The organism is Cedecea lapagei, assembly GCF_900635955.1.
GTDB classification, from domain to species: domain Bacteria; phylum Pseudomonadota; class Gammaproteobacteria; order Enterobacterales; family Enterobacteriaceae; genus Cedecea; species Cedecea lapagei.
On the sequence record NZ_LR134201.1, the window covers coordinates 3,881,491 to 3,895,346 of the forward strand.

Here is a 13,856-nt window from a genome sequence, read left to right on the forward strand (position 1 = left end):
ATTAACTGTAGACTATCTCGCTGGGCTAAAAGCAAAAACGGCCTCTTTTCAGAGGCCGTTGAGGTTTTTTTCGGAACATTCTATCAAGCTGAAGGGAGTTAGCCCTTAATCTGGGCGTGCATCTCCTGCACCGAGGTCACCTTCTCGGTAGCGTCTGCGTTCAGCGCCATCGCCGTAGCGAAGCCGCCGTTCAGCGTGGTGTCGTAATGCACTTTGTACTGCAGCGCGCTGCGGCGAATCAGCTTGGAATCTTCAATCGCCTGGCGGCCCGCGGTGGTATTGATGATGTAGGTGTACTCGCCATTCTTGATACGGTCCTGAATGTGCGGACGGCCTTCATGCACCTTGTTCACCAGACGTGGATTAATACCCGCTTCGCCCAGAACAATCGCCGTGCCGTGGGTAGCATCCAGCTCAAAGCCCTGTTTAAGCAGCTTGGCGGCCAGGTCTACTACGCGCTCTTTATCGCCCTCGCGCACGGAAAGAAGCGCGCGGCCCGGCTTACGCATCGTGGACTGGCTGCCCAGCATCGCTTTAGAGAAAGCTTCTGCGAAGGTGCGGCCGACGCCCATCACTTCCCCGGTAGAGCGCATCTCTGGCCCTAACAGCGGGTCTACGCCCGGGAACTTGTTGAACGGCAGAACCACTTCTTTCACCGAGTAGTACGGCGGGATGATCTCTTTGGTGACGCCCTGCTCAACCAGCGTTTTGCCTGCCATCACGCGAGCGGCAACTTTCGCCAGCGGCACGCCCGTTGCTTTGGAAACAAACGGCACGGTACGCGCAGCACGTGGGTTCACCTCAATCAGGTAAACTTCGTTGTCCTTCACCGCAAACTGGACGTTCATCAGACCACGAACCTGCAGCTCGAAGGCCAGCTTCTGCACCTGCTGGCGCATCACGTCCTGGATCTCCTGGCTCAAAGTGTAAGCCGGAAGAGAACACGCGGAGTCACCGGAGTGCACGCCCGCCTGCTCGATATGCTCCATGATGCCGCCAATCAGCACGGTTTCACCGTCGCAAATGGCGTCCACATCCACTTCAACCGCGTCATCAAGGAAGCGGTCGAGCAGCACTGGCGCATCGTTAGAGACGCTAACCGCAGTCTGGAAGTAGCGACGCAGGTCGGCTTCGTCGTAGACGATCTCCATCGCGCGGCCGCCCAGGACATAGGAAGGGCGAACCACCAGCGGATAACCAATCTGCACGGCTTTCTCCACCGCCTGCTCAATGGCCGTCACGGTGGCGTTAGCAGGCTGCTTCAGCTTCAGGCGCTCAACGGCATGCTGGAAGCGCTCGCGGTCTTCCGCGCGGTCGATAGCATCCGGGCTGGTACCGATAACCGGCACGCCAGCAGCTTCCAGCGCACGAGCCAGCTTCAGCGGGGTTTGCCCGCCGTACTGCACGATAACGCCCTTCGGCTTCTCAACGCGGACGATTTCCAGCACATCTTCCAGGGTGACCGGTTCGAAGTAGAGGCGGTCGGAGGTGTCGTAGTCGGTAGAGACGGTTTCCGGGTTGCAGTTAACCATGATAGTTTCGTAACCATCTTCACGCAGCGCCAGCGAGGCGTGTACGCAGCAATAGTCGAACTCAATGCCCTGGCCGATACGGTTTGGACCACCGCCCAGCACCATGATTTTATCGCGGTCGTTGTTCGGGTTAGCTTCGCACTCATCTTCATAGGTGGAGTACATATATGCGGTGTCGGTCGCAAACTCTGCCGCACAGGTATCCACGCGTTTGTAGACAGGGTGCAGGTCATACTGCTCACGCAGTTTGCGAACTTCGGATTCACGAACCCCGGCCAGTTTTGCCAGACGCGCATCCGCAAAACCTTTACGCTTCAGCATTCGCAGGAAGTCATGATTCAGCCCGGTGATCCCCACTTCGGCAACCTGCTCTTCCAGACGCACCAGCTCTTCAATCTGCACCAGGAACCAACGGTCGATGTTGGTCAGGTTGAATACGCCGTCAACCGACAGGCCAGCACGGAATGCATCAGCCACGTACCAGATACGCTCGGCGCCCGCGTCTTTCAGCTCACGGCGAATTTTGGTCAGCGCTTCCGGGTCATCCAGGCTGACTTTCGGGTCAAAGCCCGTAGCACCCACTTCCAGGCCGCGCAGCGCTTTCTGCAGGGATTCCTGCTGAGTACGGCCAATCGCCATCACTTCGCCCACGGATTTCATCTGGGTAGTCAGGCGGTCGTTTGCGCCGGCAAACTTCTCGAAGTTGAAGCGAGGGATCTTGGTGACGACATAGTCGATAGACGGCTCGAAGGAAGCCGGTGTACGGCCGCCGGTGATATCGTTCATCAGCTCGTCAAGGGTGTAGCCTACGGCCAGCTTCGCAGCCACTTTAGCAATCGGGAAGCCGGTCGCTTTAGAAGCCAGAGCGGAAGAGCGAGACACGCGTGGGTTCATCTCGATGATGATCAGACGGCCCGTTTTCGGGTTCACGGAGAACTGGACGTTTGAGCCGCCGGTTTCCACGCCGATTTCACGCAGTACCGCCATCGAGGCGTTACGCATGATTTGGTACTCTTTATCGGTCAGCGTTTGCGCTGGCGCAACGGTGATGGAGTCGCCGGTGTGGATCCCCATCGGGTCGAAGTTTTCGATAGAGCAGACGATGATGCAGTTGTCGTTTTTATCACGCACCACTTCCATCTCGTACTCTTTCCAGCCGATCAGCGATTCATCAATCAGCAGCTCTTTGGTTGGGGAGAGATCCAGGCCGCGCTCGCAAATCTCTTCAAACTCTTCACGGTTGTAGGCGATACCGCCGCCGGTGCCACCCATGGTAAAGGATGGACGGATGATGCACGGATAACCCACGTCGGCCGCGACGGCCAGCGCTTCTTCCATATTGTGTGCAATGCCGGAGCGCGCGGTATCGAGACCGATTTTTTTCATCGCGATGTCGAAACGACGACGGTCTTCGGCTTTGTCGATGGCGTCTGCGGTTGCGCCGATCATGGTCACGCCAAACTCTTCCAGCACGCCCTGACGCTCCAGCTCCAGCGCACAGTTCAGCGCGGTCTGGCCGCCCATGGTCGGCAGGACCGCATCAGGTCGCTCTTTTTCGATGATTTTGCGCACGACTTCCCAGTGAATCGGCTCGATGTAGGTCGCATCAGCCATCTCCGGGTCGGTCATGATGGTGGCCGGGTTGGAGTTCACCAGGATAACGCGGTAACCCTCTTCGCGCAGCGCTTTACAAGCCTGAGCGCCAGAGTAGTCGAACTCACAGGCCTGGCCGATAACAATCGGGCCTGCGCCGAGGATCAGGATGCTTTTTATATCTGTACGTTTTGGCATTTTATTTTGCTCCTGATTATTTAGCGCTTGAACGGTATTGCTTAATCAAATCGATAAAGTGGTCAAACAGCGGCGCAGCGTCGTGCGGCCCCGGGCTAGCCTCAGGGTGCCCCTGGAAGCTGAACGCGGCTTTATCGGTGCGATGGATGCCCTGCAGCGTGCCATCGAACAGGGATTTGTGGGTCACGCGCAGGTTGGCAGGCAGCGTCGCCTCATCAACCGCAAAACCGTGGTTCTGGGCGGTGATCATCACGCAGTCTTTATCCAGATCCTTCACCGGGTGGTTACCGCCGTGATGGCCAAACTTCATCTTCACGGTATTAGCGCCGCTTGCCAGCGCCAGCAGCTGGTGACCGAGGCAGATGCCGAACACCGGAATATCTGTTTCGAGGAAGGATTTAATGGCGCTGATAGCGTAGTCGCACGGAGCCGGGTCGCCAGGGCCGTTAGAAAGGAAGATGCCATCCGGGTTCATCTTCAACACCTCTTCCGCCGGCGTTTGCGCCGGGACAACCGTCAGGCGACAGCCTCTGTCCACCAGCATGCGCAGAATATTGCGTTTTGCGCCGTAGTCGTAAGCCACTACGTGGAAAGGTAACGCTTCTGCTTTTGCCGCTTCCGGCAGATTACCTTCGAGCGTCCAGCTCCCCTGCTGCCAGGCGTACGCTTCTTTGGTCGTCACTTCTTTTGCGAGATCCATGCCGTTCAGGCCAGGGAACGCTTTCGCTTTTTCCAGCGCCAGAGCCGCATCTACGTTATCGCCCGCGATAATACAGCCGTTCTGAGCGCCTTTTTCACGCAGCAGACGGGTCAGTTTACGGGTATCAATATCGGCAATGGCCACGATGTTATGGCGCTTAAGATAAGAAGAAAGATCTTCCTGGCTTCTGAAGTTGCTGGCAATCAGCGGCAGGTCACGAATGACGAGGCCTTGCGCATGGACCTGGGAGGATTCTTCGTCGGCTTCGTTGGTGCCGACATTGCCGATATGGGGATAAGTAAGGGTGACGATCTGGCGGGAGTAGGAAGGATCAGTGAGGATTTCTTGATAACCGGTCAATGAGGTATTGAAAACGACTTCACCCACTGCCGTACCCGATGCCCCAATGGCCCGACCGTGGAATTGGGTTCCGTCTTCCAGAACCAACAGCGCTGACTTAATCAAAACGTCCTCCAGGGAATAAACATTCAATTTATTCGCATATTAATTCAAAACCAACGGCTGAATCAAATGCAAAAAGTGCCTGCCCTACGGATTTTTGGCAAACGGCGGCATTCTAGAGACCAGGTCGGTAAAAGTCTACATTAAGGAGAAGTTTTTATGCCTTTTTTACCGTTCAGAGTAAAAATATAGGATTTGAAGGTCAAAACAACCAGCTAACCTGGGAAAAGTAATCGGTTGCCGGTGCTGAATACTGGGAAAAGGGGGTAACGGCAGATAAAAAGTAGACCAGATGGTCAAAATTAACATTACAACAACACAAAAAAGAGAGATAAGATTCTATTTCACGGCAAATCAAAACAAAATTAAACATAACCTATATAAAAACAAAAGGGTGATTTAAATCACCCTAAAATCAATCAATTAAAACAAAATAACCACATCTATAAGGATAGGTTTTACTACAAATTATTGAGATCGAGCACGTCTCTCATATCAAAAATCCCGTTATTTTTACCCTTAAGCCATGAAGCAGCACGAACAGCACCATTAGCAAAGGTCATGCGGCTTGAAGCCTTGTGGGTAATCTCAACGCGCTCGCCAATATCTGCAAACATTGCGGTATGTTCGCCGACAATGTCGCCTGCGCGCACGGTAGCGAAACCGATGGTGCCAGGCACACGCTCGCCGGTATGGCCTTCGCGGGCATAAACGGCGCAGTCTTTAAGATCTTTGTCCATTGCCTGGGCAATGGCCTCCCCCATCGCCAGCGCGGTGCCGGAAGGGGCGTCCACTTTGTAGCGATGATGCGCTTCGATGATTTCGATGTCGGTGTAATCACCCATAACTTTCGCCGCCTTCTCCAGCAGCTTCAGCATCACGTTCACGCCCACGCTAAAGTTAGCCGCAAAGACAATGGGGATTTCGCGCGCGGCATCGTTAATGGCCTGTTTGCCGGCATCATCAAAACCGGTGGTGCCGATAACCATCCCTTTGCCGTGCTTAAGGCAAAATGCCAGGTGAGCCAGCGTGCCTTCCGGACGAGTAAAATCAATAAAGACGTCGAAATCGTTGGCGACCGCCTCCAGGCTATCGCTCACCAGCACGCCGGTTTTTGCCACCCCGGCCAGTTCACCTGCGTCGCTGCCGACCAGGGAAGAACCAGAACGCTCAAGCGCTGCGCCAAGCTGAACGCCATCAAGCTGCAGAGCCGCCTGAATTAACTGGCGCCCCATACGACCGCCTGCTCCCGCGATGGCGACGCGAATCTGTGCATCATGCATATCATTACTCTTCAGTTAAATAATTCTTAAAAACGCTCTCAGGTTAACCAGCCCGCCGCCGGGCCGCCAGCCGAAAACACCCATAATTAGAATTTACTGTCATGGCTCGCCAGTTATCAATAACTGACAAAAAAACCACTCAATAAGCAAGGATTAATTCTGGCTGAAACCGCATGACTCTCGGACGATAAGCGCCGGCGGCAAAATAATTCTTTTAGGCGGTTCATCGTTCCCCTGAATTCGGCTATAGAGCAGCTCTCCCGCTTTCCGGCCAATCTCTTTAGCCGCCACGGAGACCGTAGTCAGCGCGGGCTGCACCATAGAGGCTTCCGTCACGTCGTCGAATCCAACCAGCGCAAAATCTTTTCCGACAATGCGCCCCATCTTGCGCAGCGTCTGCATCACGCCCAGGGCAACAATATCCTGGTAACAGACGGCCGCGGTTATCTGCGGGAAGCGCGTAAAAAGCGCTTCCGCAACCCTTGCCCCGTCACTCCGGGAAGCCTGAGAGGGCACTATCCATTCGCTTTCTGGCTGAATATTATGCTCCAGCAGCTTGCTGGTATATCCCCCGACGCGCAGCGCCCGGGTGGTGGAGCCGTTGCACCCGCCGATAAAAGCGATATGGCGGTGGCCGAGGTCCAGCAGATGCTGAGTCGCCATCCGGGTCCCGAGGAAATTATCGGTCCCCACAAAGTCAAAATCGACATTCTCAAAGGGCCGAACCACCATAATCGCCGGAACGTTTCTTCTCTTTAACGCCTCAAAGAACATTGGCGGCGTCTCTCGCGCGCCGCAGAGCACCATACCGCAGGCATTATTACGCATCAGAGAGTCGACAAATTTCTGCTGACGTTCGTAAGACTCCTCACTGTTGGCCAGAAAAAGCAGCAGATCGTGGCGTTCCATCTCATGGCTTAGCCCTGCGGTCATCTCTCCATAAAAAGGGTTAGTGATATCATGAAGCAGCAGCCCCACCTGATTACTGGTCCTGTTACGTAAATTGGCCGCGGTCTGATTATAGACATACCCCATTTCATCAAGCGCAAGTAATACCCGCTTCCTTGTAGCCTCTGAAATACGCCCACGATGACTTAGCACCATCGATACGGTTGCGGTTGAGACACCCGCCCGCTCAGCGACCTGAGCAAGAGTTACAGAAGTCATCGCCCCTCCTTGAAATCAGTTTCACCAAAGATTAATCGAATAACCTTTAATTTGCATCTTTCCCTGTGAATGCCGTCACAGAGAGGCGATAAAAAACCGCAACATTGCGAAAAGTGGCGGGTTAATCATGTTAACCACCCTGTTCAAAAAAGGTTAATCGATTAATCTATGGCTAAATGAAAACGGGGAGTAATGATGAAAAAGTCAGCATATAACCAATTTCCTGAAGTCAGGATTGATGGATTTGCCGGCCACGCCTGGCAAGGCTGGGAGGCGATCGCCCGCAAGGTACAGGCAGCACTTTCTCAAAACGGGAAAACCGTACTGGTGATCGACTGCTATCCCGGCGTACGCCTGGATGAACTGCAAACCCGCCTCGTCAATAAGCTATGCCCGCTGCGGGCGATCAATGTCGAAGATGCTCGCCACAGCGAACAGCATCTGCACGATCTTCTTGCCAGTAATCTGACGGACGATCGCGTATTTGGCGTCCTTTCCTGCCACCAGCTCATTGAGTTTTTCGATGCCGGGAAACTGGCGCAAATGCAGCATGAAGTAGAGGAAATTGAGGCCGGCCTGGTAGTGGTTTATGGCCCCGGAGCAGCGCTGGTGCATGAGGGGGACGTGCTGGTGTATGCCGACTTAGCGCGCTGGGAGATCCAGCAGCGTTTTCGTAGCGGTGAGCTGGGCAACTGGGGCACGGAAAATCAGCAGGAAGATATACTGCGCCGCTATAAAAGAGCCTTCTTTATTGAATGGCGCGTGTTCGACCGCCATAAAACGCCACTGCTGAAACGCGCTGATTTCCTGTTGGATACCAATCAGAAAGAGTCTCCGACGCTGGTAACTGGAGAGGCATTGCGCCACGCGTTACAACAAACGACACGCCAACCTTTCCGCGTCGTGCCCTTCTTCGACCCGGGAGTCTGGGGCGGACAATGGATGAAAGAAAAATTCGATCTCGACCCCTCGAAGCCAAACTACGCATGGTGTTTTGACTGTGTGCCCGAGGAAAACAGCCTGTTACTGCGTGTTGGTGACGTGCGGGTCGAGATCCCCTCTCAGGATCTGGTTCTGCTCTACCCCCGCCCGCTGCTGGGTGAAAAGGTACATGCCCGCTTTGGCGCAGAGTTCCCAATCCGCTTTGATTTTCTGGATACCGTCGGCGGCCAGAATCTCAGTTTCCAGGTGCATCCGCTAACGGAGTACATCCAGCAGCATTTCGGCATGCACTACACCCAGGACGAAAGCTACTACCTGCTGGAGGCCGAGCCGGGCGCGGAAGTCTATCTGGGTACCAAAACAGGCATCAGCCCGCAGGAGATGCTGAACGATCTTGCCGCAGCACAGCGCGGTGAGAAGGCCTTCGATGACGAGAAATTCGTTAACCGTTTCCCGGCGCATAAACACGATCATTTCCTGATCCCGGCGGGGACCGTGCACTGCGCTGGCTCAGGCGCCATGGTGCTGGAAATCAGCGCTACGCCTTACATCTTCACCTTCAAGCTGTGGGACTGGGGCCGCCTGGGGCTGGATGGCCTGCCGCGCCCGGTGCACCTTGAGCACGGTCAGCACGTGATTGACTGGCAGCGCGATACCGAATGGGCGACAGAGCACCTGATCAACCAATTCGAACCCGTCGCCGAGGGCGATGGCTGGCGCGAAGAGCGTACCGGTTTGCACGAGCGCGAATTTATAGAAACCCGCCGTCACTGGTTCAGCAAGCCCGTCCTTCACGATACTCAGGGAGGCGTTAACGTATTGAATCTGGTGGAAGGCAGCGAGGCGCTGGTGGACAGCCCCAATAATGCCTTCGAACCCTTCGTCGTGCACTACGCCGAAACCTTCATCGTTCCGGCCGCCGTGGGCGAATACAGAATCTCACCTTATGGCGAGGGCGTCGGACAGCAGCTCGCCACGATGAAAGCCTGGGTCAGGGGATAAATCATGATTAACGTTATTTTAGCCACTCACGGCCCTCTCGCCGAAGCCATGATCGCCAGCGCCCGTATGGTTTATGGCGAGCTGGAGCACGTTTTTCCCGTCGTTCTTAGCGAAACAAAGGGCATTGAAAGCTTCCGCGACGAGTTCGCCTCGGTCCTGCGCAAAGCCGGCCAGAATGCCGATGGCATACTTGTGCTGTGTGATTTACAAAGCGGTACGCCGTGGAATGTTGCCTGCCACCACGCGTTCTCTCCCTCAACGACGCCGCCGATGGCGGTACTGGGCGGCGTTAATTTTCCGATGCTGTTACTCAGCGACGAGATCGTCACGCTAACCGATGTAGAACAAGCGGCGGCCGCTCTGCTTGAGCAAACCAAAGAGACGATCGTTCAGGCGCGCCTGACAGAAACTCAACAATCCGATGATTTTTAGGGGGCAAGATGAGTATTTCATTTGTACGTATTGACGACCGGGTGATCCACGGCCAGCTGATCACCCGCTGGGCAAAAGAGCTGCCGTGCGACGGTATTGTGGCCATTGATGATGCTGTCGCCGCCGACCCGCTTCTGTCCTCGGTAATGAAAGGCGCGGTGCAGGACACCAAAGTCTGGCTGTTCGATACCGCCACCGCCATTGAGAAGCTGCCGAAAATCATCGCCAGCGAGAAGCGTTATTTCGTGATTGGCAAGTCACCGGTCACGCTTCAGCACATCGAGCAGGCGGGCATCAGCCTGCAAAATGCTAACCGCAAAATCAACGTTGGGCCAATGAGCGCCCGCGCCAACACCACCACCATAGGGCCAAACCAGGCGGTCAGCGGAGAAGAAGCTTCGGCTTTCGACTATCTGGCAGAGCGTGGGCATCAGATTGAATTTCGCCTGGTGCCGGACGCAAGCTGCTTTAGCTGGCAGGACGCCCGACAAAAAATAAAATAAGGAGTGCATTATGGCTTTTGAAGCTGCATTAATCGGCATTCTCTGTTACCTCGGTGCGCTCAGCAGCCCCTGGCTGCTTGGGCTCACCGGCGGCTGGTATCTGATTACCCGCCCGCTGGTTTCAGGGATGCTGGTGGGGTTTATCCTCGGCGATGTACAAACCGGGATTATCATCGGCGTCGCCGTTCAGGCGGTCTACATTGCGATGGTAACCCCCGGAGGATCGATGCCGGCGGATCTTAACTTTGTCGCCTTCCCGGCCATTGCGTTGGGGATCTTATCGAATAAAGGCCCGGAAGTGGCCGTCGCGCTTGCCGCAACCATCGGCATTGCGGGGACGGTTCTGTTTAACACTATGCTGGTGCTGAACTCATGGTGGAACCACCGAGCGGACATTGCGCTGGAGAAAGGGGACGAGCGCGGTGTTTACCTCAATAGCGCCATCTGGCCGCAGGCCACCAACTTCCTGATGCGTTTCGTACCAACCTTCATCGCCGTCTATTTTGGCGCCCAGTACATCAACGGCTTTATGGATAGTTTGCCGCACGTTGTGCTGTCGACGATGAACGTGCTCGGCGGCATTTTGCCTGCGGTAGGCATCGCCATTCTGCTTAAGCAGATCATCAAAAACTACAGCATGCTGATCTACTTCCTGGTGGGCTTTATCTGCATCGTTTTCCTGAAGCTGAATATGGTAGCGCTGGTGATCGTTGGCGCCCTTTTGGCCCTGATCCATTACAACTACAAGCCGGATCCACAGCCAGCAACTGCGGTGAAACCGGCCGATGACGAGGATGAATTCTGATGGAAGATCGCAAACTCACCCGCCAGGATCTGCGCCGCTGCTGGCGCAGCTGGATGATGTACAACCTGTCTTCAATGAGCTTCGAACGCCTGGAATCCTTCGGCTTTTGCCTGAGTATGCTACCCGTGGCGAAGAAGCTTTATCCTGATCTTCAGGAGCGCAAGGAAATGCTCAAACGGCATGCGTCGTTTTACAACACCGAACCGCAGCTGGGCGCTATCGTTAACGGCATGGTGCTGGGTCTGGAGGAGAAACGCGCCAACGGCGAGCCGATCGACGGTGAAACCATCAACACCCTGAAGGTGGGGCTGATGGGGCCGGTCGCCGGGATTGGCGACTCCATGATCCCCGGTATGTTGATTCCTATCCTGCTAAGCATCGGCATGGCGCTGGCGGCAGGGGGCAATATTCTTGGGCCACTCTTCTACTGCGTTGCGTGGCTCGCCATCATTCTCCCCGGCTCGTGGTTCCTGTTCCTCAAAGGCTACCGCATGGGCTCAACGTCGGTTGAGATGCTGGTCAGCAGCAAATCAAACCGTCTACGCGAGGCGCTTTCTCTGCTCGGCGTCTTTGTGATGGGCGGCGTGGCCGCAAGCTATGTCAAATTGGGCACCGGCCTGGAGTTCATTACCAAAGACGGCGTGAATATCCACCTGCAGCAAATGCTGGACGGTATTTTCCCGCAGCTTTTACCGCTGATAGTGGTGCTGGGGACCTGGTATTTAATGGCAAAACGCGGCCTGTCGCCGGTTAAGGCGATGCTGATGCTGCTGGTTCTCGCGGCTCTTGGGGTGGCAGTGGGATTATTTGCAGCTTAATGTTAACCCCCTCTCTTTCGCATGGAAGAGAGGGGGAATGTCTTAAGGGTGAAAGTTCACCCACTTTTCGGCAACCATTCCCGGTCTGGAAATAAACTGAAAACGAGCAGGATCGTCCACAAACTGCTGATACAGCGGTTCATCTGTGATCCCAAACTCGTGGTATTTTCGCGGGTAGGTCGTCTGCAGGCGCCCTGGCATGTAATGTCGATTATGCTGCCAGGCAACATGCTCATTCTGCAAAATCGGGTACCACGCCAGCCCCTTATAGGCCCGCACGGCCTCGTATTCAAAGCCATATTCCCTGTCGCACCAAGCGCCAAACGTTAATGGCTCGTGCGGTGAAGCGGAAACGGTGGCATGCGCCCAACCTGGAGGGACAAGTATCTTATCTCCGGCGCCAGCTAAAACGGCAAAGCAGCGGCCCGGATCGTCGGCCACAAACTCCTGCATATAGATAATCGCCTTGCCCTGCCAGATCTCATACAGTTCCGGCGGCGACCATCCGCTGTGAGCGCTGACGCGGTGAATATGCCCCTGGCTGCGGACTGGCTCTTCACCCAAACGCCCGGAGGCATAGGTCACCACGCCAAAAAGCAGCATGCGTTTCTTCAGCTCTTCAATATCGCTTATCCGGGCAACGTCCATCGCAATCGCATACACCTGCTCCGGCCCTGTGCATTCTGGATCTCGCAGAGAAGCCCGGATTTGATCGAGCGTGCGAATTTCAGGCAAAGGACCCAGCGTTTCTTCCCCATAGCTGAACCCCATGGGCTGATGGTGAATCAGAATATCCAGGCCATATTTTTTTACGCTATCAGTCATGGCATTTCTCCACGCGCCAGCCAGCATCGTCGTACTTGATCCTGACGGCAAATCCGCCGGACAGAGCTTCGTAATCATGCCCGGCAATCGTCGGCCAAACCGCAAGTGCGGAAAGAGTATAGTCGCCTGTATTGATTAGCCGGTGCGCCGTGTGCCCTGGAATGAGATGCACGGATCCAGCCGTAACGAACTCGAGGCGGGCCTCACCCCGTTCGTCCTGCAGCAGCAATAGCCCGCTGCCGCGCAGGCCGAAATAGACTTCGCCCTGTTCGCGGCGAGCATGGAAATGCCCGCGAGTCATAAAAAAACTCATCACCAACTCTTCCAGGATGCAGGTGGGTCACGCCGGTAAAAAGCGCCCCTTCGCAAGTTTCAGTTTGCAGAACATCGACATCATAGACAGCCTGCCGGGGTTCACATCGCTGCCAGCTTTCTGTGTCGGAAAAAACGCCGGCCAGGGCGGCGATATCGGTGGTTTTGCGGATGACGGGGCCATTTTTCAGCGCGCCCGTTAGCCATGCCACATGAGGTGGCACAAGTGTGGATAGCGTCATGTTCATCTCCGGCCCGAGGAGAACAACGCTATAACTTTAGCAGGTTAATCGATTAACTCAAAGTCAAGCTGTCGGGCCTGCGAACGCAGTCACACACCTTTATCGCCCTCTCTTTATGGCGCTAACGCCAGCACCTCAGAGACCCAGGATTGAAAACCAGGCACATCAATATCCAGCGCGACATGCGCGTTAGCCGGACGCTCGAGGCGATGTTCAATATCTACCACCGTCGTTCCGCTGGTATAAGTCCCGTGCGTTTCCACCGCCACGAAACAGGGCCAGGTATGAAACAGTTCGGGTTTCACCAGCCAGGCTATGGCGGTCAAATCATGCATTCGCAGCCCGGTTTCCATGCTGCCGCTGCGGTAATGGCTGAATAACGCATGCAGCATTTTCCCGGTGCGGTTCAGCTCCGGCAGGGAGGCCAGATACTCGGGGGAAAGTATTGCCCGGTTGGTAACATCCAGCCCGCACATGACTATCTCCAGCCCGCTCTCAAAGACTCGGGAAGCGGCTTCAGGATCGATAGCCATGTTGAATTCGGCCGTTGGCGTAAAGTTGCCTCGCCCTGCAGATCCGCCCATCATGACCACACGTTTAATGCGTGCCTTGCTCTCCGGGTACTGAGTCAGCAATAAAGCGACGTTGGTCAGCGGACCAATGGTGACCAGAGTCACCGGCTCATCGCTGTTTATCAGGCACTCGTACATGGCCTGAAATGCGGGCACAGGCAGCGTACTGCGGGACGTTTCCGTAAAGAGATAGCCTTCCATCCCTGACTCGCCGTGCACATACGCCGCATCCCGCAACGGGCGCAGCAGCGGTACCGAAGCGCCTCGGGCAACAGGCGTCTCCTTTTGCCAGAATTCCATCAGCTGCAGGGCATTACGGGTGGTTTTATCCACGGAGACATTACCGGCGACCGTGGTGATAAGTTTTAAATCCAGCTCGGGCGCATACAGAGCGGCAGCGATAGCTACCGCGTCATCAATACCGGGATCGGTATCGAGAATAATCGGGGTTCTGCTCATGCTTTTCTC

Annotated in this window: 11 protein-coding genes and 1 pseudogene; 5 read left to right on the top strand and 7 right to left on the bottom strand. The window is 55.3% G+C overall.

Annotated features, from left to right (window positions below; genetic code table 11):
* Positions 1-98: 98 nt before the first annotated feature.
* The 4 genes from carB to EL098_RS18880 form a co-directional block, all read right to left on the bottom strand.
* Complete coding sequence (gene carB, locus EL098_RS18865) at positions 99-3,323, bottom strand: carbamoyl-phosphate synthase large subunit (protein ID WP_126357586.1); 3,225 nt, start codon at positions 3,321-3,323, stop codon at positions 99-101.
* 16 nt (positions 3,324-3,339) lie between these two features.
* Positions 3,340-4,488, bottom strand: coding sequence for a glutamine-hydrolyzing carbamoyl-phosphate synthase small subunit (gene carA / locus EL098_RS18870; protein WP_126357587.1), 1,149 nt, complete (start codon positions 4,486-4,488; stop codon positions 3,340-3,342).
* A gap of 458 nt (positions 4,489-4,946) precedes the next feature.
* Complete coding sequence (gene dapB / locus EL098_RS18875; RefSeq protein ID WP_126357588.1) at positions 4,947-5,768, bottom strand: 4-hydroxy-tetrahydrodipicolinate reductase; 822 nt, start codon at positions 5,766-5,768, stop codon at positions 4,947-4,949.
* 153 nt (positions 5,769-5,921) lie between these two features.
* Entirely contained in the window at positions 5,922-6,935 is a 1,014-nt protein-coding gene (locus EL098_RS18880; protein WP_126357589.1) for a LacI family DNA-binding transcriptional regulator, read from the bottom strand.
* Positions 6,936-7,130: 195 nt separating this feature from the next.
* Between EL098_RS18880 and EL098_RS18885 the strand changes: the two genes are divergently transcribed.
* The 5 genes from EL098_RS18885 to EL098_RS18905 are packed head-to-tail and all read left to right on the top strand — an operon-like array spanning position 7,131 to position 11,437.
* Positions 7,131-8,879 carry a class I mannose-6-phosphate isomerase gene (locus EL098_RS18885; protein ID WP_126357590.1) on the top strand — a complete coding sequence of 583 codons (1,749 nt, stop codon included), beginning with the start codon at positions 7,131-7,133 and terminating at the stop codon, positions 8,877-8,879.
* A 3-nt stretch (positions 8,880-8,882) separates the two neighbouring features.
* Positions 8,883-9,311, top strand: coding sequence for a PTS sugar transporter subunit IIA (locus EL098_RS18890; RefSeq protein WP_126357591.1), 429 nt, complete (start codon positions 8,883-8,885; stop codon positions 9,309-9,311).
* 8 nt (positions 9,312-9,319) lie between these two features.
* Complete coding sequence (locus EL098_RS18895) at positions 9,320-9,814, top strand: PTS system mannose/fructose/N-acetylgalactosamine-transporter subunit IIB (RefSeq protein ID WP_126357592.1); 495 nt, start codon at positions 9,320-9,322, stop codon at positions 9,812-9,814.
* 10 nt (positions 9,815-9,824) lie between these two features.
* Entirely contained in the window at positions 9,825-10,619 is a 795-nt protein-coding gene (locus tag EL098_RS18900) for a PTS mannose/fructose/sorbose/N-acetylgalactosamine transporter subunit IIC (protein WP_126357593.1), read from the top strand.
* The gene (locus EL098_RS18905; protein ID WP_126357594.1) at positions 10,619-11,437 is read left to right on the top strand and encodes a PTS system mannose/fructose/sorbose family transporter subunit IID; all 819 of its coding nucleotides are present in this window, start codon (positions 10,619-10,621) and stop codon (positions 11,435-11,437) included. The genes EL098_RS18900 and EL098_RS18905 overlap by 1 nt, the downstream gene beginning before the upstream one ends.
* A 42-nt stretch (positions 11,438-11,479) precedes the next feature.
* Here the strand turns inward: EL098_RS18905 and EL098_RS18910 are convergent, their stop codons facing one another.
* The 3 genes and pseudogenes from EL098_RS18910 to rihC form a co-directional block, all read right to left on the bottom strand.
* A complete protein-coding gene (locus tag EL098_RS18910; protein WP_126357595.1) occupies positions 11,480-12,262 on the bottom strand; it encodes a glucose-6-phosphate isomerase family protein in 783 nt (260 codons plus the stop codon).
* Positions 12,255-12,816, bottom strand: a pseudogene (locus tag EL098_RS18915) (glucose-6-phosphate isomerase family protein). The gene EL098_RS18910 and the pseudogene EL098_RS18915 overlap by 8 nt, the downstream one beginning before the upstream one ends.
* A gap of 113 nt (positions 12,817-12,929) precedes the next feature.
* Positions 12,930-13,847 (bottom strand): ribonucleoside hydrolase RihC, encoded by a 918-nt coding sequence (gene rihC / locus EL098_RS18920; RefSeq protein WP_126357596.1) that lies wholly within the window; start codon positions 13,845-13,847, stop codon positions 12,930-12,932.
* Positions 13,848-13,856: the final 9 nt, after the last annotated feature.